Here is a 20,413-nt window from a genome sequence, read left to right as displayed (position 1 = left end):
GGTCATCAATGCAAAGCTGAGAACAAAGCCTGGCGCTAAAGCGTCGGTTCTCTGTCACTGAAAATTGCGAGCTCATCCCAGATTTCATCGACGCGCGCACGCACCTTTTCATCCATCTGAATCGGACGGCCCCATTCGCGCTGGGTTTCACCCGGCCATTTATTGGTGGCATCCAGCCCCATCTTCGATCCCAAACCGGAAACCGGTGAGGCGAAGTCCAAATAATCGATCGGCGTATTCTCCACCAAAACGGTATCCCTTGCCGGATCCATTCGGGTGGTGATCGCCCAAATCACATCATTCCAGTCGCGTGCGTTGACGTCATCATCGCAGACGATAACAAACTTGGTGTACATAAACTGACGCAGGAACGACCAGACCCCCATCATTACGCGCTTGGCGTGACCGGCATACTGTTTCTTGATAGTCACCACCGCCAGGCGATATGAGCAACCCTCAGGCGGCAGGTAGAAATCGACAATTTCCGGGAACTGCTTTTGCAAGATAGGAACGAAGACTTCATTCAGCGCCACGCCCAACACCGCCGGTTCATCCGGCGGACGGCCGGTATAGGTCGAGTGATAAATGGCGTCACGACGCTGAGTGATGTGGGTGATGGTGAATACCGGAAAGTGGTCAATTTCGTTGTAGTAACCGGTGTGATCGCCATAAGGGCCTTCAGGCGCCATTTCTCCCGGTTCGATATAACCTTCCAACACGATTTCCGCGCTGGCGGGGACTTCCAGATCGCAGGAGATACACTTGACCACTTCAGTTTTGTTGCCGCGCAGCAGCCCGGCAAAGGCATATTCAGACAGGGTATCCGGCACTGGCGTGACCGCGCCGAGGATAGTAGCGGGGTCTGCGCCCAGCGCAACTGCAACCGGGAAACGCTCACCGGGGTGCGCCTGGCACCATTCCAGATAATCCAGCGCGCCGCCGCGGTGCGACAGCCAACGCATGATGACTTTATTCTTGCTCAGCACCTGTTGGCGATAAATACCCAGGTTCTGTCGCTCTTTTTGCGGGCCGCGGGTCACGGTCAGGCCCCAGGTGATCAAGGGGGCGGCATCTTCCGGCCAGCAGTGCATCACCGGAATACGGCTGAGATCGACGTCATCCCCCTGCCATACCTGCTCCTGACAAGGCGCTGAACCCAGCACCTTGGTCGGCATGTTCAGCACTTGCTTGAACTTCGGCAGTTTATCGAACAGATCGCGAAAGCCCTTTGGCGGCTCCGGTTCTTTAAGGAACGCCAGCAACTTGCCGACCTCGCGCAACGAGCTGACGTCTTCCTGGCCCATCCCCATCGCTACGCGACCGGGAGTACCGAACAGATTGCACAGCACCGGCATGTCATACCCTTTCGGGTTTTCGAACAGCAATGCCGGGCCGCCCGCACGTAAAGTACGATCGGCAATTTCTGTCATTTCCAGATAGGGATCAATCGGCTGGCTGATGCGTTTTAGTTCCCCTCTCTTTTCCAGCAACGAGAGGAAATCGCGTAAGTCACGGTATTTCATGCTGATCATTATAACGGCCAGTGAGGAGGGCATTATAAGCCCTCTTCACGGTTGTTGCTGCACTTTTGTTAAACACCGGTAAAGACCTCACCGGCACTCAGTGGCACGTGAACGGCACCATCGGACGTAATGCCTGCGTATCCTGATACTCCTGGGTCTCTACGCCGTGGCGGAACACCTTGAAGCCCTGGTCTCTGGCACTGAAATATCGCAATTCATTGCCCTCAACGTGCAACAGGCTGCCCTCGCGCAGCGCCACCACAGATTCGCTCGGATTAACCGCACAGAACTCCGCCAGGCGCTCATCACGGGTTTCACCCATGTGGCCACTGATATGGGCGTCAATGTAATGCGGGTTAATCTGCACCGGGAACAGGCTCAACGCCGGCAACACTACGCTATTGCGTACCGGCATGTCATTGGTGGTACGTATACTTGGCGTAGCCACGTTACAACCGGCACTCCAGCCAACATAGGGGACGTTACGTTCACGAACAGCCCGCTGGATCGGGACAATCAGGCCCTTCTCATGCAGCATTTGGTTCAGCATCCAGGTATTGCCACCGCTGACCAGGATACATTCCGCCTGTTCAATCGCCGCAGCTGGGGACTCGGCATGGTGAATGCTGGTGACTTTGATGCCCAGAGTTTGCGCCAGCTCCTGCGCGCGCTGATCGTAATCACTGCGGATCATGGCATATGGGATAAAGACGGCGGACGTAATGCTGCGGCGCGCGATCATCGCCAACAGATGGCTCTTGGCATACCCCAGCAGTTCACTTTCACCGGACAGCTTGCCGTTGCTCAACAGAAATAACTCCATTTCTCCCCCTCAATCAAAAACGATGAATACCGTCACATCAGACGACAGCGCCCCAAGGCATACTGCGACGGTAGCAAATTCTTAGCCCTCTGTTATACCCAAGCCGTGCGGATAAGTGTGTGACCCCTCGCTAATTGCTAACGATTCATGTAGATAGCGTCTGTTACATGCTGAAACTTGCATCACTATGTATCCGTATTGGCTTTTGATATGCTTACCGGCTGACAGAAAGGCATGTGAAATTATGGAATCCTGGTATCTATTGTATTGCAAACGCGGCCAGCTCTTACGGGCGCAGGAACATCTGGAACGGCAGGAAGTGAATTGCCTGAGCCCGATCATTACGCTGGAAAAGATCGTACGCGGCAAACGCATCGCGGTCAGCGAACCCCTGTTCCCCAACTATCTGTTTGTGGAATTCGATCCGGAGCGGATCCATACCACCACCATCAGTGCAACGCGTGGTGTCAGCCACTTCGTGCGCTTTGGTTCGACGCCGACCACGATCCCGCAGAAGGTAATCGAAGAGTTGCAGACTCACACCTGCGAAACCTACGTCGACCCGGAAACGCCGCAACCCGGCGATAGCGTGTTGATCGTCGATGGGGTATTCGAAGGGCTGCAGGCGATTTACACCGAGCCGGACGGCGAAGCGCGCTCAATGCTGTTGCTCAACCTGATCAACAAACAGGTCAGCCAAAGCGTGGACAACCGACAGTTCCAAAAGCTGTAATGTAAAAAGGCGCCCAAGGCGCCTTTTTTATTGGATATTCGCGCCTTAGCGCTGCATCGCGTCGTCATGCATCCACTGAGCTACCCGCTTGGCAAAATAGGTCAGCACGCCATCGGCACCGGCTCGCTTGAAGCACATCAACGACTCCATCACCGCCGGTTGTTCCTGCAACCAACCGTTTTGAATTGCCGCCATGTGCATCGCATATTCACCAGACACCTGATAGGCAAAGGTCGGCACACCGAAGGTGTCTTTCACCCGGCGAACCACGTCCAGATACGGCATGCCCGGCTTCACCATTACCATATCTGCGCCTTCCTGCAGATCTTGTGCAATTTCCTGCAGTGCTTCGTCGCTGTTGGCAGGGTCCATCTGGTAGGTTTTCTTGTTGCCGCCTTTCAGATTGCCGCTGGAACCGAGCGCATCACGGAATGGACCATAGTAGCAAGACGCATATTTGGCAGAGTAAGCCATGATCTGAGTGTTAATCAGGCCCTGATGTTCCAGTTGATCGCGGATCGCACCGATACGGCCATCCATCATGTCGCTTGGCGCCACGATTTCCGCACCGGCTTCAGCATGTGACAGAGCCTGACGCACCAAAATCTCTTTGGTGATGTCGTTAATAACATAACCTTGCTCGTCAATGATGCCGTCCTGACCATGGGTGGTGTAAGGATCGAGCGCCACATCAGTCAAAATACCCAGCTCTGGCACCGCGTCTTTCAACGCACGCACCGTACGTTGCACCAGGCCGTCCGGGTTATAAGCCTCTTCTGCGTGCAGTGACTTGAGGCCCGGCTCAATGACCGGGAACAGGGAGATCACCGGCACGCCCAGCTTGGCAATGGCTTCCGCTTCTTTAATCAGCAGGTCAATGCTCATACGCGATACGCCAGGCATGGATGCCACGGCTTCCTGGCGGTTACTGCCTTCCATGACAAATACCGGGTAGATCAGGTCGTTAACCGTCAGTTGATTCTCCGCCACCAGGCGACGACTGAAATCATGACGGCGCACACGGCGCATACGGCGACCTGGGAAGGTGCCCGGAAATGCATAGCTCATAGTTTTCTCCTAACTCATTCCAGCCGGAATAGCCGGCGGGCGTTCTCATCGATTTTTTGTCCCAGCCATTCGGGATCTTCTTGCCGCCAGGCGGCCACCTGCCGGACGATATGAGGCAAAAAACAGGGTTCGTTGCGGCGAGATGCAGGTTTCGGATGTAAATCCCGGGGCAACAGATAGGGGGCGTCGGTTTCAAGCAACAGACGGTCCGCCGGGATCTGCGGCAGCAACGCACGCAATTCCAGGCCACGCCGCTCATCGCAGACCCAACCGGTAATACCCACCGACAGGCCTAACGACAGACAGCTTTCCAATTCTTCGGCGGTGCCGGTAAAACAGTGCACCACAGCCGCGGGCAGTTTATCCAACCAGGGTGTCAACAGCGCGACAAATCGTGCGTGTGCATCACGGCAATGTAGAAAAACCGGCATCGCCAGTTCTGCTGCCAACGCCAACTGCGCGCTGAATGCCGCCTCCTGCTGCTCTGGTGCAGAAAAGTTACGGTTAAAATCCAGCCCGCATTCGCCAATAGCCGCGACCTGCGGCAAAGAGGCTAACTCGCGGATTTGGTCGGCGGCCCGATGGTCCCAACTGCTGGCATGGTGCGGATGTACGCCGACAGTGGACCAACAAAAACCAGCATGCTGTTGCGCCAGTTCACTGGCAGCCAGGCTTTCCTGCAGATCGGTACCGGTAATCAGCAGCCCTGTAACCCCTGCAGTGCGGGCGCGTTCCACCACCGCCGGACGGTCTTTGGCAAACTGTGAGCTGGTGAGATTGACGCCGATATCAAACATGATGTTTCCAAAGTAAAAGCCGCCCATCGGGCGGCTTGAGACTAACTAATTTTTAAGGTGCCGGGGGTTCATCACCCTCGTCTTCTTCTTCAGGTTGTGCACGACGCTTACCCGTGTAGAAACGGGCAAAGAACACGCCCACTTCAAACAACAGGTACATCGGGATCGCTAACAGCGTCTGAGAGAACACATCCGGCGGGGTCAACAGCATGCCGACCACGAAAGCGCCGACCAGAACGTAAGGCCGCTTCTTTTTCAGGTCTTCCGGTGAAGTGACGCCACTCCAGCACAGCAGAATAATGGCAACCGGTACCTCAAACGCCACGCCGAACGCCATAAACAGCGCCATGACGAAATCGAGGTAGTTATTGATGTCGGTCGCAATCATCACTCCGACCGGCGCGGTCTTGGCAAAAAAGCCGAACGCCAGCGGGAACACGATAAAGTAGGCAAACGCCATGCCGAGATAAAACAGCAGGCTGCTGGAAACCAGCAAAGGCATCATCAGGCGGCGTTCATGCTTGTATAACGCCGGTGCGATAAAGGACCACACCTGATACAGGATCACCGGTGCAGACACAAACACCGAGACGATCATGGTCAGCTTGATCGGGGTAAAGAACGGTGAAGCCACGTCGGTGGCGATCATGCTGGCCCCGGCGGGCAACTGCTTGATCAGCGGCGCAGACACCAGTTGATAAATGTCATTGGCGAAAAAAACCAGCACCAGGAAGACTCCCAGTATGCTGATAATCGAGTTTAACAACCGCTTACGCAGTTCTATCAGATGACTGATAAGGGGTTGGGTATCTTCAACAGCCATGTTTTAACGATCGCCACTAGGTTGGTGAGACGCTGGGGTTTTATCCACAACAGGTTCTGGGGTTGCCTGAACGGCCGACGCGACCGGTTGTTTCACCGGCTCGACCACGGGTTGTGCAACCGGCGGCGTTACCGGCACGGCAGCCGGGGACGATGCCACGGCAGCAGCCTCTGCCGGCGTCACGCCGTCATGAATGGCTTCAGGATCGGTGACCAGAGGGTTATGGATGGTGTGCGCAGGTTCGGTTTTATTGTCATTGCCGCCCTGATAAGAACGTTTCAGCGATTCCGCTGCGTCTTTCAGCTCATCCATTGACGCCTTCAGCTCCGGCGACAAATTCTGCATGCCCGCCTTCTCTACCTTTTTCAGGCTGTCCTGCAGTTCCTGCAGCTTCAGTTCCTGAGAAAGTTCGTTCTGCACCGAAGCCGCAAGCGATCGCAGCGCGCGGATCCAGCCCGAAACTGTTCTTACCGCAACCGGCAACCGTTCCGGCCCGAGTACCACCAGGCCGATAACCAGAACCAGCAACAGTTCACTAAACCCAATGTCAAACACGGTTTATACCTGCTCTTTGTTCTTCGACTCTTCCGTTTTCACTTCCGGCTGCTTATCGGTAATAGGCTTGGCCGTGAAGTCAGCGTCATCCAGGCTGCTTTTCTCAGCCGTGTTGGTCGGCGGCGTATTTTCATCGCCGATCGCCTTTTTGAAACCTTTAATTGATGCACCGAGATCAGAGCCCAGCGTACGGAGCTTTTTGGTACCGAACAGCAGCACCACGATCACTGCGATGATCAACAATTGCGTAATACTAATACCGCCCATTGCAATTACCTCTATTTTTACAGGGTTTTTTCAAAATCCGTCGCATTATACGGCAGATTTTACCAGAGTTTCGAATCAATTCAGGTGGTTCGCTTCCAGCCAATCACCCAGGATACGATACCGGCCGCTATCAGCCACGCAGGGAACACTTCAACATCCCCCAATAGCAAAATCGTACCGCTTACTAACAGTGTAGCGCCAACGCCGAACAAATAACGCGATTGCCCCTGGCGAACACGCTGGGCCTGCATCTGATGCGTCAGCTTATCAACGCTTTGTTGCAACAGTTTATGCTGCTGCAGGCTATCGTAAAATAATTCAGGCAGTTCGGGCAGTTTCTCGGCCCAAAACGGCGCTTTTTCTTTCAGTGCGCGGATCACTGCCGGTATACCGACCTGATCGCGCATCCAACTTTCCAGGAACGGCTTCGCAGTGGTCCACAAATCCAGCTGTGGATAGAGCTGCCGGCCCAGACCTTCAACATACAGCAAGGTCTTCTGCAATAACACCAGTTGGGGCTGCACTTCCATATTGAAACGGCGTGCGGTATTGAACAGGTTCAACAGCACGTTGCCGAACGAAATTTCCGACAGTGGTTTTTCGAAGATGGGCTCACACACCGTGCGAATAGCGAACTCGAAATCCTCCACGTTGGTGTCGCGCGGTACCCAGCCAGAATCAACATGCAGCTCTGCGACCTTGCGATAGTCACGATTGAAGAAGGCAATAAAGTTTTCCGCCAGATAGCGTTTATCGTCTTTGTTCAACGAGCCGACAATACCGCAGTCAATGCCGATATAGCAGGGATCTTCAGGATGCTCATAGCTGACAAAAATATTACCGGGATGCATGTCCGCATGGAAGAAACTGTCGCGGAAGACCTGGGTAAAGAACACCTGAACCCCGCGTTCGGCCAACAGTTTCATGTTGGTGCCCTGCTTTTCCAGCGTTGGAATATCCGAAACCGGAATTCCGTAGATGCGCTCCATGACCAACACGCTTTCGCGGCAGTAATCGGAATAAACCTCCGGCACATACAGCATCGGGCTACCGTCGAAATTGCGGCGCAGCTGGATGGCGTTGGCCGCTTCACGCAGCAGATTCAACTCGTCCAGCAAGGTCTTTTCATATTCGCGTACCACTTCACGCGGACGCAGACGGCGACCATCCGGCATCAGCTTTGGCACCCAGGCCGCCAAACGATACATCAGGCGGACGTCAGCCTTGATGATCGGCCGGATATCGGGCCGAATCACCTTCAGAACCACTTCCTGCCCGGTCGTCTTTAGCCGTGCGGTATGCACCTGAGCTATCGATGCCGAAGCCAGCGCCTGCTGGTCAAAATCATCAAACCAGGTTTCCAGCGGGCCGCCCATCGCCAACTCAATATGCTTGCGCGCCAGAGCACCATCGAAGGGGGCAACCCGGTCCTGCAACAGAGTCAGTTGATCGGCGATCTGCGGTGGGAACAGGTCGCGGCGAGTGGACATCATCTGGCCAAACTTAATCCATACCGGCCCCAGTTCCTGCAAGGCCAAACGCAGACGTTCACCCAGAGGTTTATCTGCATGGCGGTTTGGCATCCAGAACAGCAGACGGCGCCCCACACGCAGCGGCAACGTCAAGCGCATCTGGGGGATCAGTTCATCCAGGCCATAGCTGAGAAAAACGCGGACGATCAAATACAGGCGGCGTAGTTCGCCAGGGGTCATCGTTTACCCTCCAACTTGTCCATGCGAGCAATCAGCGCTTCGAGGTTGCGAACGGTGGCATCAACTTCCTCGTTGAACCACACAACTTCCAGTGGACCTGGCGCCATGCGCCACTCTTCCGTCAGCGTTTCCGCTACATAATGTTGTTGGCGCTGGAAGCCTGTCTTCAACAGGTTCGCGCCCTTACCGAGCGCCTGCGTAATACCCTGCGCGGCAATATCGCCGATGTAGGGGGCCAACCATTCAGCCGGATCCCACTCTGCCAGATCGAGCAGCCCAACCAGTTGTTGAACCACCTGAATATCACCTTCGACTATCAGTTCACCACTGCGCATCAATGGCGAAAGTTGCTGGCGATCCCGCAGCTTCAGCAACACCGAGATGCGGCTGCGCACCGTGCAGTCGGCGGTATCTTCAGACTGGCCAAGCACATCGACACGTTGCTCACTGAAGATCAGTACCAGCGGTGAGGCAAGCTCCTGCAATTCAATACGCAAGACCTTACCTGCCAGGCGCAGACGGGCGGCTTTCATACTGCGATCGCGGAACAGCAGGCTATTGAGCGATGTTTCCAGCACGCCGGTCAACAACGGGGTTAACAGCATCGGCATGTCCATATCAGAACTTGAAGCCGCGATGCAGGGCCACAATGCCGCCGGTCAGGTTAAAATAGGTCACGTTGTCAAAGCCGGCAGCTCCCATCATACCTTTCAGGGTTTCTTGATCGGGATGCATGCGGATCGACTCGGCCAAATAGCGGTAACTTTCCGGATCCTTCACCACCAGCTCGCCGATTTTCGGCAGCACGTGGAACGAGTAGGCGTCATAGGCTTTACTTAACGGTGCCAGCAGCGGTTTGGAGAACTCCAGCACCAGCAAACGGCCGCCCGGCTTAAGCACGCGGAACATGGAACGCAGCGCTTTGTCTTTGTCGGTCACGTTGCGCAGGCCAAATGAAATGGTAATGCAGTCAAAATAGTTATCCGGGAACGGCAGCGCTTCGGCATTGGCCTGCACATAGTTGACGTTGCCGATAATGCCGCGGTCACGCAGCTTCTCGCGCCCCATCTTCAGCATGGAATCGTTAATGTCCGCCAGTACCACCTGCCCCTGCTCACCGACCATGCGGGAGAACTTGGCGGCCAGGTCACCGGTACCACCGGCCAGATCCAACACCCGCTGCCCACGGCGAACGCCGCTGCAGTCAATGGTAAAACGCTTCCAGATACGGTGGATACCAAACGACATCAGGTCGTTCATCACGTCATACTTTGCAGCTACCGAATGAAAAACGTCTGCCACCATGGCCTGCTTCTCGTCTCTAGCTACGGTGCGAAAACCGAAGTCGGTAGTTTCCTGCGGTTGATCTGCCATTGTCCTGCCTGCTATTCAGTCAATTTAGTGTGGATGAGTGTACCAGAACCCTGTGCAATACCCCACCTCGCAGCGGCTGTCATGCCTGCGATGCGGAGCGGGGTTCCTCTGCGGAGTCGTCGTCTTCCGCCCCGGGCAACGCGTCAACTCCATCGTCCCCTGCCGTCTCGAATTCTTCATCATGCTGCGCGCTGGCCTGCTGAGCCAGCAGTGGGTTAATCGGTCTTTTCACCTCAACCCCCAACGCGCGGAACCCCTCGGTCTGGCCGATAAGATTACCACGGCCTTCGCTCAGTTTATTCATCGCCTGGCGATAACTCCCCTGGGCCTTGTCCAGGCTCTGCCCCAGCGCCGACATATCGTCAACAAACAGCCGCATTTTGTCATACAACCGCGCCGCTCTGTCGGCAATGCGTTGGGCATTCTGGCTCTGATGCTCATAGCGCCAAAGGTTGGTAATGGTGCGCAACGCCACCAGCAAGGTGGTCGGACTGACCAGCATGATGTTGTGTTTGAGCGCTTCGCTGATAAGCTCCGGCTCACGGTCGATGGCCAGCAGGAAAGCCGGCTCGACCGGGATAAACATCAGTACGTAGTCCAGCGAACGCAGGCCGGGCAACTGCTGGTAATCCTTACGTCCCAACAGGCGGATATGGCCACGCAGCGAGCCGATATGCTCACTCAGCGCCGCCTCGCGCTCCACGTCATCTTCACTGTTGAAGTAACGTTCGTAGGCCACCAGCGACATTTTCGCGTCGATGACCACGTCCTTACCCTGCGGTAAACGAACGATGACGTCGGGCTGCATACGGCTCTGATGATCCAGCCGCACATTCACCTGGGTTTCGTATTCGTGTCCTTCACGCAGGCCGGAGGCTTCCAGTACCCGACTTAACACCACCTCACCCCAGTTACCCTGAGTTTTATTATCTCCCTTCAGGGCCTTGGTGAGGTTAATCGCCTCGCGTGCCATTTGTGCGTTGAGCTGCTGCAGGTTACGTATTTCGTGGGTCAGCGTATGACGTTCACGCGCTTCCTGGCCAAAACTGTCCTGCACCTGGCGGCGGAAACCATCGAGTTGTTCACGCAGCGGCAGCAACAGGCGGTCCAGGCTTTGCTTATTCTGCTCGTCAACCTTGCGCCCGCTGTGTTCAAAAATGCGATTGGCCAAATTTTCAAATTGGGTGGTGAGACGCTGTTCGCTGTTGATCAGCAGACGCTGTTTCTCTTCTGCCGCCATACGGGTTTCTTCCAGGCGGATAGTCACCTCACGCAGCTCGGCCTCCTGAGCGCTGTTAACCTCACGCTGGGCACGCAGTTCCTGATTCAGCAACTCGCATTCGCTGCGCCAGTGATTGAGCTGTTGAAGTTTTTCGTGCCCGGCGGCCAGTTGGCTGTGCAAATTGCGCAGCTCCAGGTCGGTCTGCCGCATTTGTTGTTCATTACGCTGCAGCGTTTCTTGCCGGGCTGTGGTTTCCTGCTGCGCCTGTTGCAGCGATTGCTCCAGCAGCCGTAGCTCGGTTTCATGCTGTGCCTGCGTCTGCTGCACACGCAAACTGGCAATCAGCCACCCCAACAGCAGGCCAATTGCCACCCCGCCCATACCGTAAACCAAACTGGTATCCACCCTGCCTCCTGTTACACCTGACCGTTCCGGCGTTTTATGCGCCTGTTGCCCGTCACGTTAAGGGGATGCTGTATGGATGTCCAGTCTGTTTTTGCCCCAACGGCGCAAAATTGCGAAACGCTACGCAAGTCAGACCAAAACTAGCCAAACCACTGGCTTAACCACTTGATGCCAAACGCCCCCGGCGCGAGAATGCCGAACGCCCAGATCATCGCCGAAGTGATATTCGCCACCTGGAAATAACGCTGGGGCATGCCGCAAATGCCACCGACCAACGGCACGACGGCACGCAACGGGCCGAAGAAACGACCGATGAAAATGCCCAGTACGCCCCAGCGTTCAAAAAACGCATGGCCACGCGTGAGTAACTGTGGATTGCGAGAAAGGGGCCACATATGCGCCACCCGGTCTTGATAGTGATAGCCAATCCAGTAAGAGAGCCAGTCGCCGAAAAAGGCCCCGGCGGCGGCGGCGGCCCAGATAGGCCAGAATGCAATGCCGCTTTCGCCTATCAAGGCTCCCAGCGCCAGCAGAATCACCGTGGCCGGCAACAGCAGCGACAGAAATGCCAGCGATTCACCGAACGCCAGGAAGAAAATAATCGGGATGGCCCAGGCTTCATGCTGCCGCACGGTGTCGCTGACCCAGTGGATAATGTCATTGAGGCTCAATATGGGCTCCTGATGCGGGATTTATGGCCCCAAGAATACGCAATGCCGGCCGGAGCCGATTAAACCCCGGCTAAACACCCGTGCAGTTTACTCGAGGTAGAACGCCTGCAGCGCTTCACGCTGATTTTGTCCCAGGCCGTACTCGGCCTCCAGCCAGCGATCGGTTGAACCATATTGGTCACGGATGCAGCTCAGGGCGGTCATCAGGAATTCTTCACGGGCGCTGAGCACGTAGGCAAATTGCGCCAGCGCCGAAGCACTCAGGCGAATCGACAATTGATCCAGCATTTGCTCGCGGAAGGTCGCCAGTGTGGTTTCGGTCAGCAGGTAATCTTCCACTACCGTCGCCTCATCCGCTCCCAAAGCAAACAGCACCAGCGCCGATCCTATCCCGGTGCGGTCTTTACCTACCGCGCAGTGCTGAACGATAGCCCCGTTCCCGACATTGCTCAGCAATTGGGCCAACTGGTTATACGCCGCATTACCGAAAGGCAACCGACGGTACAGTTCCAGCATAAAGGCCTGCGCGTCGAAACCGGCCAATGTATCGCTGGTCAACTTTTCCAGATTGGCATTCACTTCATTGCTCAACGGGTTGGCCGGGAAATGATGGTAATCGGCACCGCGCCACAGGATGTCTGGCTTGGCCTGCACTTCATCGGCATCCCGGTAATCCAGCACCGAACGCACCGGCACACCGGCCAGGAAGGTGCAGTCGTCCTCGGTCAGACGCTCCAGTGAACCTGAGCGGAACAACAATCCACGCTTGATACGGCGGCCGTCGGCGACGCTGTTGCCGCCAAGATCGCGAAAGTTAATGCCGCCATCAAGCGGCGCCAATGAAGGATGAAGCAAGATCTGGGCGGTCATAGACGTCCTCGTGGTTATTGTCTGAAAAACGCAACCTGAGAGCAGCGGAAAAACCGGACTCAACGGGTAAAGAGGCGGCCAGAAAGATGGCACTGATGAGGTTAACCGTAACAGATTACGGCTGAATGGAGAAACGGGCCGCGTCGGCGACCCGTCGAACTGCGAGATGATTACAGCAGGCGGCGCGCCGCATCAACCACGATCTGCACCGCTTTGCTTTCGGTGTTTTTCATGGTTTCTGCGTTCGGGATTTCCTGCTGGGTACGGTTAACAATCACACCGGCAACCATACCGGCACGCAGGCCCTGGCTGGCACACATGGTCAGCAAGGTAGCGGATTCCATTTCATAGTTCATCACGCCCATCGACTGCCATTCTTCCATCGAGCCTTTAAAGCGGCTGACGACGCGGCCGGAGAAGGTATCGTAACGTTCCTGGCCAGGGTAGAAGGTATCGGAAGAGGCGGTCACGCCAATGTGCGTGGTGGCGCCGGCAGCCTTGGCGGCTTCGACCAGTGCCGTGGTACAAGCAAAGTCGGCCACGGCCGGGAATTCCATTGGAGCGAAATGCAGGCTGGCGCCATCAAGGCGAACCGCCGCGGTGGTGACCAGGACATCGCCGACATTGATGTTCGACTGGATCGCACCGGTGGTGCCGATACGCAGGAAGGTACGGATCCCCAATTGCGCCAGTTCTTCAACGGCGATAGAGGTAGACGGGCCACCAATGCCGGTAGAGCAGACGATCACCGCCTTGCCGTCCAGCTCTGCGCGCCAGGAGGTAAATTCACGATGGGAAGCCAGATGCACCGGATTTTCCATCAGCTTGGCAATTTTCTCTACGCGCTGTGGATCGCCAGGAACGATGGCAAGCTGGGCCCCTTGTAAATCGTTTTTAGTGAGGCCGAGATGAAAAACGTCAGATTGGGACATGCGAGACTCCTCATGGATCATGTTTATTGGGAGGAACAAAAAAGTACTCTACTGAAAATTGCCATTCAATTTCGTGACAACCATCACTTTGAATAAAGAAACAGAATGCAATCTACATAACTTTTGTGATTAAAGTCACAAAAACAAACCAGAAGCCGGAATGGTCGTCTCAAATGCCCCAAGTCTAGTCGACAAAATGCACCGCCGTTTTTCACCCTGTCTCCTGAGCGCAGAGCTGATTTCCTGATGAAATTATTGACACCCCCACAGAAAATAACCTTATTTTATCGGTGACTTAGCCACAATAAAGGGAGCTAACGCACCTTATGGTATTAATGCAGGTCAACATGCGTAATAGCATGATAAAAAGGCAACAAAAATGCGCTAAGGCCAGATAATTATTCGTTTTTTACAGACTTGGCCGAAAATGCCCCACCCGGTGCCAATAACGGGTAATCTTTCCTATAGTTAATCTCAGCGCTTTTCTCGATTGCACGGAGACCGCAATGAAAACCGATCAAGTGATGACATTAAAACAGGCCCAGGGGGGATTCACCCCGGCCGTTACACCCTTGGCTGCTTCAACCATTCTCACCGACGAACAAGGCATTCATGCCGGGGAAACCACCATTCCCTCGCAGGGTGACAATCTGCCGGCCTATATCGCCAAACCTGCCGATAGCAGCGGCCCCTTCCCGGTGGTGCTGGTGGTACAAGAGATTTTTGGCGTACACGAGCACATTCAGGATGTGTGCCGTCGCCTGGCCAAACAGGGCTATCTGGCGATAGCACCGGAGCTGTATTTCCGCCAGGGAGATGCCCGGGATTACACCGACATCGGCGAGCTGTTCCAAAAGCTGGTGCTCAAGGTGCCGGATCGTCAGGTGCTAGCGGATCTGGATCATGCCGCCCATTGGGCCACACGCCACGGCGGTGATGCCGGCAAGCTGGCGATTACCGGTTTCTGCTGGGGCGGGCGTATTAGCTGGCTGTATGCGGCACATAATCCGCAGTTGAAAGCGGCCGTCGCCTGGTACGGTAAACTGGTGGGCGAAAAAACGCTGAACTCGCCAAAACATCCGATCGATGTCGCGACCCAACTCTCTGCGCCGGTGCTGGGATTATATGGCGGGCAGGACACCAGCATCCCGCAGGAGACGGTGGAAAGCATGCGTCAGGCACTGCGGGCAGCCAACGCCGATGCCGAGATCGTGGTCTATCCCGACGCCGGCCATGCCTTCAATGCCGACTACCGGCCAAGCTATGATGCTGAAGCGGCCGCCGACGGTTGGCAACGTATGCTGGCATGGTTCGCCCAACATGGCGTACCGGGCGTGAAATAAGCCTCACCTCACGGCTGCCTGACCAGGCAGCCGCTTGCGGCATAAAAAAGGGCGCCGAAGCGCCCAGAATAATCACATCAAAGTATCATTGCCCAAGGGTGGCAATCAGGCCTGCTGCTCGCGCAGGCGCTGTGCCGCCAGCACCATGTTGGCCAGCGACTGGCGGGTTTCCGGCCAGCCGCGGGTTTTCAGGCCGCAATCCGGATTAACCCACAGGCGTTCTGCCGGAATGTTCTGCGCGGCTTTACGCAACAGCGCTTCGATCCATTCCACGCTTGGCACGTTTGGCGAGTGAATGTCATACACGCCCGGACCGATTTCGTTCGGGTATTCAAACTCTTTAAAGGCTTCCAGCAAATCCATATCGGAACGCGAGGTTTCGATGGTGATCACGTCAGCATCCAGCGCGGCTATCGAATCCATGATGTCGTTGAACTCGCAGTAACACATGTGGGTGTGGATCTGAGTATCATCCTGCGCCACGGCGGCATTCAATTTGAACGCGTCCACCGCCCAATTCAGGTAGGCAGCCCAGTCGGATTGACGCAGCGGCAGACCTTCACGCAGTGCCGGTTCGTCAATCTGGATGATGCCAATGCCGGCTTTTTCCAGATCTTCCACTTCGTCACGCAGCGCCAGGGCAATCTGCTTGGCAATCACTTCACGAGTCACATCTTCACGCGGGAATGACCAGCAAAGAATGGTCACCGGACCGGTCAACATGCCCTTCACCGGCTTGTCGGTCAGCGACTGAGCATACTTCGCCCACTCTACGGTGATGGCTTCCGGTCGGCTGATATCACCAATGATCACCGGTGGTTTTACGCAGCGGGAACCGTAGCTCTGTACCCAGCCGTTTTGGGTAAAGACGAAGCCGTCGAGGTTCTCACCAAAGTATTCGACCATGTCGTTACGCTCGGCTTCGCCGTGAACCAATACGTCCAGGCCCAGGCGTTCTTGCTCAACGATCGCCTGTTTGATGTGCTCGCTAATGCTGGTGCGGTAGTTGTTGCCGTCCAAACGCCCCTGTTTGAAATCCAGACGCAGGCCGCGAATTTCGGTGGTTTGCGGGAATGAACCGATGGTAGTGGTCGGCCAGGCCGGCAGGTTAAAGCGTTCACGCTGTGCCTGAGCACGCTCGGCGTAAGGGCGCTGACGTTCGCTGTCCTGCGCGGTAATAGCCGCCAGGCGTTGGCCGACCTGGGCATTATGCACACGGCTGGACTGACGACGGGCACGGATGGGCGCGCTGTAAGCGTCCAGTTCAGCCTGTTTTGCTGCGCCCGGTGCGTTCAACGCCGCGCTCAGCAACGCCAGTTCGCCACATTTTTGCTGGGCGAAGGCGAACCAACTCTTCACTTCTTCGTCCAGGCGGGTTTCCACGCTCAGATCGATCGGGCTGTGCAGCAGGGAACAGGAAGTCCCGATCCACAGCGGGCGGCTGCCCACCAATGGCTGCAAACGCTCAAACCAGCTGCTCAGATCGGCGCGCCAGACGTTGCGACCGTTGATTACCCCCAGTGACAGCAGCCACTCTTTCGGCAGCGCCTTATTCAATACCGGGATATCGTCGTGACCGCCAACCAGGTCAACGTGCAGCCCCTGCACCGGCAACTCACGGAGGGTGTCAAGGTTGTGGCCAACGCTGTCAAAATAGGTGGTCAGCAGCAGTTTTACCTGGCCCTGCAGTGCGTCATAAGCCGGTTTAAAGGCGTTCAGCCACGCCTGCGGCAATTCCAGCACCAGCGCAGGCTCGTCGATCTGCACCCATTCAACGCCGCGTTTCGCCAGCTCGGCCAGCACCTGCTGATAAACCGGCAGGATATCGTTGAGCAGCGACAGGCGGTCAAACGGCTCACCCTTCACTTTACCCAGCCACAGGTATGTGACCGGCCCCAGCAGCACAGGCTTGATTTTGTGGCCCAGCGCCAGCGCTTCGTCAACTTCGTCCAGCAATTGGGTCCAGCCCAGTTTGAACTGCTGGCCCTTATGGAATTCGGGCACCATGTAGTGATAGTTGGTGTTAAACCATTTGGTCATTTCCGCCGCTGCCGCCGGTTCACCGGTCGGCGCGCGGCCACGGCCCAGACGGAACAACGTATCGAGATCGATTGTGCCGTCCGCATTTTGATGACGCGCCGGCACGTTGCCGAGCAGCAGACTGGTGGTCAAGACATGATCGTACCAGGCGAAATCGCCGACCGGCACCAAATCCACCCCGGCCTGTTGTTGCTGTTGCCAATGGCGAGCGCGCAGCTCGCGGCCAACGGCCAACAGTTCTTCCTGCGTCGAGTCACCTGCCCAGTAGCTTTCCTGAGCTTTTTTCAGTTCACGTCGTAGCCCAACGCGAGGAAAACCCAGTGTGTGATTTAGAATTGCCATCGTCATATTCCCCATTTAGCCGTCCAGATGTTTACACATCCATAATCCGCAGGTACTGTATTAACCACAAGCGCAATTTATTCACTGTCACTGTGAAGGACTCTCATGATCGAACTGAAACACTTACGGACGCTGCAGGCTCTGCGCAATACCGGTTCGCTGGCGGCCGCGGCTGCCCAACTCCATCAGACGCAGTCTGCTCTTTCGCATCAGTTCAGCGATCTGGAGCAACGCCTGGGCTTCAAGCTGTTCGTTCGTAAAAGCCAACCGCTGCGCTTTACCGCGCAGGGAGAGATCCTGTTACAGCTGGCAGAGCAGGTTCTACCACAAATTCAGCAGGCATTGCAGACGTGCCACGAACCGCATCAGGCCACGCTACGTATCGCCATTGAGTGTCACAGCTGTATTCAGTGGCTGACACCGGCGCTGGATAACTTCCGACAGAGTTGGCCACAGGTGGTGATGGACTTTAAGTCCGGCGTCACCTTTGATCCGCAACCGGCCTTACAGCAAGGCGAGCTGGATCTGGTGCTGACGTCCGATATTCTGCCGCGCAGCGGTCTGCATTATTCACCGATGTTTGATTTTGAAGTGCGGCTGGTGTTGGCGCCGGATCACCCGTTGGCCAACAAGCTGCACATTGAACCTGAAGATTTGATCGATGAAACCCTGATGATTTATCCGGTACAGCGTCAACGGCTGGATATCTGGCGTCATTTCCTGCAGCCGGCGGGCATCAGCCCGGCGCTGAAAAACGTCGATAACACCCTGCTGCTGATCCAGATGGTGTCGGCGCGGATGGGGATTGCGGCGTTACCGCATTGGGTGGTGGAGAGTTTTGAGCGCCAGGGGTTGGTGGTGACCAAAACCCTGGGCGATGGCCTGTGGAGCCGTCTTTATGCCGCAGTTCGCGATGGTGAGCAGCGCCAAGCGGTAACCGAAGCCTTTATCCGTTCGGCACGCCAGCACGCCTGCAATCATCTGCCGTTCGTCCGTGACGCCGCCCGCCCAAGCGCCGTCGTTGCCGGCGTCAAACCGCTGGCCTCACAACCCTGACGACCAGGGCTGCCTGCGCTTGGGCAGCCCGGTTTATTTACTGATTATTTTGGGTGCCACCCAGCGGCGATGCACCCACAGCGAAGCAACAATCACCGCCCCACCAATAATAAAACTTGGCCAGTGCGGCTGTTGCTGCCAGATAGCCAGATTCACCAGCAGCCCGGCAGGCACATGCATGTTATTCATGATGCCCAGCGTACCGGCGTCCACCTGCGTGGCACCGTAGTTCCACATGAAATATCCCAGTCCGGAAGCTACCACGCCCAACCACACCAGAATGCCCCATTGCAGATTGGTGGTCGGCAACTGTTGCGGGTTGCCCCACAGGCACCAGGCCACCACCGCCACCACCAACGCGCCCAGATAGAACCAGGAAAACGCGGTGTGCTGTGGCAACGGATGCACTTCCATCAAACGCTTGTAACCGACCATGCCAATCGCGAAGCTGATATTCGCCGCCTGCACCAGCAGCAGCCCCAACCAGAAATGCTCGCTAAGCTGGTGGTAACGGATGATCGCTGCCCCCAAAACGGCCAGCAAAGCACTGAATACGTAGCTCCAGCGCAAGCGCTGCCCGCTGATCAGGTCATAAATCAGCGTGACGTACAGCGGCGTCAGCACGGTAAACAGCAGGAATTCCGGCACCGTCAGGTACATGTAAGCACGGAAGCTGAACAGGTACATGATGCCGAGCTGGCACGCCCCCACCAACATGTACATCAGGATCACTTTCAGTCTGATATTGCGCCAGCGCAGAAAAGGCAGGAACACCAATGCCGCCAGGCCAATGCGCATCAGCACCGAGAACCAGCTGTCGACCTGGCCCGCCAGATATTCGCCAATCAGGCTAAAAGAGAACGCCCACAAAATGGTAGTAATCACCAGAAGCAGCACGATGGGTTCACCCTAACAAGTCAGAAAGGGCGATTGTAACGGAAGGTGGGAGAAGGGGTGACGAAAAGGCGGTTTACATCTGCGCAAAATACAAACTGTCGGCAAACTTTCTGTCGGTGGGATAACAAATCTGCCACAAACCTTGACCCAGTGAATGTGGATAGGGATATAAGACGGAAAAACCAATGGGCTGATAACCCCTAAATGGCCAAAAATCCGAATTTAGGCAAGAGCGCTATGCAACACTCCCCGTAATGCCATAGCATTCCCTGCAAAGAGCAACATGGATAGCGACACAAGGAATGTATCACTATGTCAGCACTAGAGTTCCCCTGCACGATATTCAAAACCCAAAGGCAAATGGATGATTGTGGCGCAAGCGATCAGTTTGGTTTTAAGCCCTTTATGACCGATATGGAAGCCACAGTAGAGATCACCGGGGGACACAGTGCAAGCAAAAAATAAAAGGATCCTCGGGGCGCTGTTACTGGCGGTGGGCGTATCATTGAGTTCTCCTCTCTGGCTGGCTCTTCGTCCGGTAGAGATTATTGCTGTTTATGATGACAAAAATTTTAGTGATGTTTTGGTAAAAAACTTTCCTTTTACGGATAAAGGTAAAATAAGTTGGTGGGTGGAAAACAGGGATTTTTTAAAAGACCATTATTTCATACCTAAACCCTCATCATCGGGTCATTTTTCCATAACGTTTTGGAATTTTGGCGATGGTTATAAAGAAAAAGACAAGTACGACAGGCTATGCTTTGACAGTATGAAAACTAAAGTTAACTGTATTGAAAAGGATGCGATCCTTATTGTCAGTAACGACCGAGATAAAAATGCATTCTTCACAGTGGATAACGGACGATACATGTTAAAAAAAGATGGAGAGGTAGTTAAAATTGAGGATTGGTAAGATCGCTAATCGCATGCTGCTAGCTCCAGGAATAATTACTTAACATG

21 protein-coding genes are annotated in these 20,413 nt (G+C 55.4%); 5 read left to right on the top strand and 16 right to left on the bottom strand.

Annotated elements, in window-relative coordinates:
• Nucleotides 1-35: 35 nt before the first annotated feature.
• Both ubiD and pepE read right to left on the bottom strand, forming a co-directional pair.
• A complete protein-coding gene (gene ubiD, locus OCH02_RS19945) occupies nucleotides 36-1,532 on the bottom strand; it encodes a 4-hydroxy-3-polyprenylbenzoate decarboxylase (RefSeq protein ID WP_135314738.1) in 1,497 nt (498 codons plus the stop codon).
• 88 nt (nucleotides 1,533-1,620) lie between these two features.
• Nucleotides 1,621-2,346, bottom strand: coding sequence for a dipeptidase PepE (gene pepE / locus OCH02_RS19940; RefSeq protein WP_261432661.1), 726 nt, complete (start codon nucleotides 2,344-2,346; stop codon nucleotides 1,621-1,623).
• A gap of 244 nt (nucleotides 2,347-2,590) precedes the next feature.
• Here pepE and rfaH point away from each other — a divergent pair, with 244 nt between their 5' ends.
• Nucleotides 2,591-3,079: a transcription/translation regulatory transformer protein RfaH gene (gene rfaH / locus OCH02_RS19935; RefSeq protein WP_012004725.1), complete on the top strand. Its 489-nt coding sequence runs from the start codon at nucleotides 2,591-2,593 to the stop codon at nucleotides 3,077-3,079.
• A 45-nt stretch (nucleotides 3,080-3,124) separates the two neighbouring features.
• Here the strand turns inward: rfaH and hemB are convergent, their stop codons facing one another.
• From hemB to udp, 12 genes are all read right to left on the bottom strand, one after another.
• A complete protein-coding gene (gene hemB / locus OCH02_RS19930; protein ID WP_261432659.1) occupies nucleotides 3,125-4,147 on the bottom strand; it encodes a porphobilinogen synthase in 1,023 nt (340 codons plus the stop codon).
• Between the two features lie 14 nt (nucleotides 4,148-4,161).
• On the bottom strand, nucleotides 4,162-4,944 hold the full coding sequence (tatD, locus tag OCH02_RS19925; RefSeq protein ID WP_261432658.1) for a 3'-5' ssDNA/RNA exonuclease TatD: 783 nt from the start codon (nucleotides 4,942-4,944) through the stop codon (nucleotides 4,162-4,164).
• Between the two features lie 52 nt (nucleotides 4,945-4,996).
• Nucleotides 4,997-5,767: a Sec-independent protein translocase subunit TatC gene (tatC, locus tag OCH02_RS19920; RefSeq protein ID WP_261432657.1), complete on the bottom strand. Its 771-nt coding sequence runs from the start codon at nucleotides 5,765-5,767 to the stop codon at nucleotides 4,997-4,999.
• A 3-nt stretch (nucleotides 5,768-5,770) separates the two neighbouring features.
• Nucleotides 5,771-6,322, bottom strand: a complete 552-nt coding sequence (gene tatB / locus OCH02_RS19915; RefSeq protein WP_261432656.1) for a Sec-independent protein translocase protein TatB — start codon at nucleotides 6,320-6,322, stop codon at nucleotides 5,771-5,773.
• 3 nt (nucleotides 6,323-6,325) lie between these two features.
• On the bottom strand, nucleotides 6,326-6,589 hold the full coding sequence (tatA, locus tag OCH02_RS19910) for a Sec-independent protein translocase subunit TatA (protein ID WP_085116539.1): 264 nt from the start codon (nucleotides 6,587-6,589) through the stop codon (nucleotides 6,326-6,328).
• Nucleotides 6,590-6,669: 80 nt separating this feature from the next.
• The gene (gene ubiB / locus OCH02_RS19905; RefSeq protein ID WP_261432655.1) at nucleotides 6,670-8,301 is read right to left on the bottom strand and encodes a ubiquinone biosynthesis regulatory protein kinase UbiB; all 1,632 of its coding nucleotides are present in this window, start codon (nucleotides 8,299-8,301) and stop codon (nucleotides 6,670-6,672) included.
• On the bottom strand, nucleotides 8,298-8,906 hold the full coding sequence (locus tag OCH02_RS19900) for an SCP2 domain-containing protein (protein ID WP_261432653.1): 609 nt from the start codon (nucleotides 8,904-8,906) through the stop codon (nucleotides 8,298-8,300). The genes ubiB and OCH02_RS19900 overlap by 4 nt, the downstream gene beginning before the upstream one ends.
• A gap of 13 nt (nucleotides 8,907-8,919) precedes the next feature.
• Entirely contained in the window at nucleotides 8,920-9,675 is a 756-nt protein-coding gene (ubiE, locus tag OCH02_RS19895; RefSeq protein WP_012004718.1) for a bifunctional demethylmenaquinone methyltransferase/2-methoxy-6-polyprenyl-1,4-benzoquinol methylase UbiE, read from the bottom strand.
• Nucleotides 9,676-9,754: 79 nt separating this feature from the next.
• Entirely contained in the window at nucleotides 9,755-11,302 is a 1,548-nt protein-coding gene (rmuC, locus tag OCH02_RS19890) for a DNA recombination protein RmuC (protein ID WP_261432652.1), read from the bottom strand.
• Nucleotides 11,303-11,442: 140 nt separating this feature from the next.
• Nucleotides 11,443-11,973, bottom strand: a complete 531-nt coding sequence (locus OCH02_RS19885) for a DedA family protein (RefSeq protein ID WP_012004716.1) — start codon at nucleotides 11,971-11,973, stop codon at nucleotides 11,443-11,445.
• Between the two features lie 87 nt (nucleotides 11,974-12,060).
• Nucleotides 12,061-12,843, bottom strand: coding sequence for a tyrosine-protein phosphatase (locus OCH02_RS19880; protein WP_261432651.1), 783 nt, complete (start codon nucleotides 12,841-12,843; stop codon nucleotides 12,061-12,063).
• A 170-nt stretch (nucleotides 12,844-13,013) separates the two neighbouring features.
• The gene (gene udp / locus OCH02_RS19875; protein ID WP_153858756.1) at nucleotides 13,014-13,775 is read right to left on the bottom strand and encodes a uridine phosphorylase; all 762 of its coding nucleotides are present in this window, start codon (nucleotides 13,773-13,775) and stop codon (nucleotides 13,014-13,016) included.
• 506 nt (nucleotides 13,776-14,281) lie between these two features.
• Between udp and OCH02_RS19870 the strand changes: the two genes are divergently transcribed.
• The gene (locus tag OCH02_RS19870) at nucleotides 14,282-15,118 is read left to right on the top strand and encodes a dienelactone hydrolase family protein (protein WP_261432650.1); all 837 of its coding nucleotides are present in this window, start codon (nucleotides 14,282-14,284) and stop codon (nucleotides 15,116-15,118) included.
• Nucleotides 15,119-15,223: 105 nt separating this feature from the next.
• On the opposite strand, the gene metE is transcribed toward OCH02_RS19870, so the two are convergent.
• Entirely contained in the window at nucleotides 15,224-17,500 is a 2,277-nt protein-coding gene (gene metE / locus OCH02_RS19865) for a 5-methyltetrahydropteroyltriglutamate--homocysteine S-methyltransferase (protein WP_261432649.1), read from the bottom strand.
• Nucleotides 17,501-17,605: 105 nt separating this feature from the next.
• Between metE and metR the strand changes: the two genes are divergently transcribed.
• Nucleotides 17,606-18,556 (top strand): HTH-type transcriptional regulator MetR, encoded by a 951-nt coding sequence (gene metR / locus OCH02_RS19860; protein ID WP_261432648.1) that lies wholly within the window; start codon nucleotides 17,606-17,608, stop codon nucleotides 18,554-18,556.
• 33 nt (nucleotides 18,557-18,589) lie between these two features.
• Here metR and OCH02_RS19855 read toward each other — a convergent pair whose 3' ends face one another.
• Complete coding sequence (locus tag OCH02_RS19855) at nucleotides 18,590-19,453, bottom strand: carboxylate/amino acid/amine transporter (RefSeq protein WP_153858753.1); 864 nt, start codon at nucleotides 19,451-19,453, stop codon at nucleotides 18,590-18,592.
• Nucleotides 19,454-19,765: 312 nt separating this feature from the next.
• On the opposite strand from OCH02_RS19855, the gene OCH02_RS19850 reads away from it, so the two are divergent.
• Together OCH02_RS19850 and OCH02_RS19845 are read left to right on the top strand one after the other, a co-directional pair.
• A complete protein-coding gene (locus tag OCH02_RS19850; RefSeq protein ID WP_261432647.1) occupies nucleotides 19,766-19,918 on the top strand; it encodes a DUF3289 family protein in 153 nt (50 codons plus the stop codon).
• The gene (locus OCH02_RS19845; protein ID WP_261432645.1) at nucleotides 19,902-20,366 is read left to right on the top strand and encodes a DUF943 family protein; all 465 of its coding nucleotides are present in this window, start codon (nucleotides 19,902-19,904) and stop codon (nucleotides 20,364-20,366) included. Before OCH02_RS19850 ends, OCH02_RS19845 begins: the two co-directional genes overlap by 17 nt.
• Nucleotides 20,367-20,413: the final 47 nt, after the last annotated feature.

Source organism: Serratia quinivorans (genome assembly GCF_946227985.1).
Taxonomy (GTDB): Bacteria; Pseudomonadota; Gammaproteobacteria; order Enterobacterales; family Enterobacteriaceae; genus Serratia; species Serratia quinivorans_A.
This window is presented reverse-complemented; position numbering and strand designations above follow the sequence as displayed.

What these genes read in the sequence shown, in the direction of transcription:
- ubiD (WP_135314738.1), bottom strand. Translation starts at nt 1,532, where the DNA reads ATGATCAGCATGAAATACCGTGACTTACGCGATTTCCTCTCGTTGCTG.
- pepE (WP_261432661.1), bottom strand. Translation starts at nt 2,346, where the DNA reads ATGGAGTTATTTCTGTTGAGCAACGGCAAGCTGTCCGGTGAAAGTGAA.
- rfaH (WP_012004725.1), top strand. Translation starts at nt 2,591, where the DNA reads ATGGAATCCTGGTATCTATTGTATTGCAAACGCGGCCAGCTCTTACGG.
- hemB (WP_261432659.1), bottom strand. Translation starts at nt 4,147, where the DNA reads ATGAGCTATGCATTTCCGGGCACCTTCCCAGGTCGCCGTATGCGCCGT.
- tatD (WP_261432658.1), bottom strand. Translation starts at nt 4,944, where the DNA reads ATGTTTGATATCGGCGTCAATCTCACCAGCTCACAGTTTGCCAAAGAC.
- tatC (WP_261432657.1), bottom strand. Translation starts at nt 5,767, where the DNA reads ATGGCTGTTGAAGATACCCAACCCCTTATCAGTCATCTGATAGAACTG.
- tatA (WP_085116539.1), bottom strand. Translation starts at nt 6,589, where the DNA reads ATGGGCGGTATTAGTATTACGCAATTGTTGATCATCGCAGTGATCGTG.
- ubiB (WP_261432655.1), bottom strand. Translation starts at nt 8,301, where the DNA reads ATGACCCCTGGCGAACTACGCCGCCTGTATTTGATCGTCCGCGTTTTT.
- OCH02_RS19900 (WP_261432653.1), bottom strand. Translation starts at nt 8,906, where the DNA reads ATGCTGTTAACCCCGTTGTTGACCGGCGTGCTGGAAACATCGCTCAAT.
- ubiE (WP_012004718.1), bottom strand. Translation starts at nt 9,675, where the DNA reads ATGGCAGATCAACCGCAGGAAACTACCGACTTCGGTTTTCGCACCGTA.
- OCH02_RS19880 (WP_261432651.1), bottom strand. Translation starts at nt 12,843, where the DNA reads ATGACCGCCCAGATCTTGCTTCATCCTTCATTGGCGCCGCTTGATGGC.
- udp (WP_153858756.1), bottom strand. Translation starts at nt 13,775, where the DNA reads ATGTCCCAATCTGACGTTTTTCATCTCGGCCTCACTAAAAACGATTTA.
- OCH02_RS19870 (WP_261432650.1), top strand. Translation starts at nt 14,282, where the DNA reads ATGAAAACCGATCAAGTGATGACATTAAAACAGGCCCAGGGGGGATTC.
- metE (WP_261432649.1), bottom strand. Translation starts at nt 17,500, where the DNA reads ATGGCAATTCTAAATCACACACTGGGTTTTCCTCGCGTTGGGCTACGA.
- metR (WP_261432648.1), top strand. Translation starts at nt 17,606, where the DNA reads ATGATCGAACTGAAACACTTACGGACGCTGCAGGCTCTGCGCAATACC.
- OCH02_RS19850 (WP_261432647.1), top strand. Translation starts at nt 19,766, where the DNA reads ATGTCAGCACTAGAGTTCCCCTGCACGATATTCAAAACCCAAAGGCAA.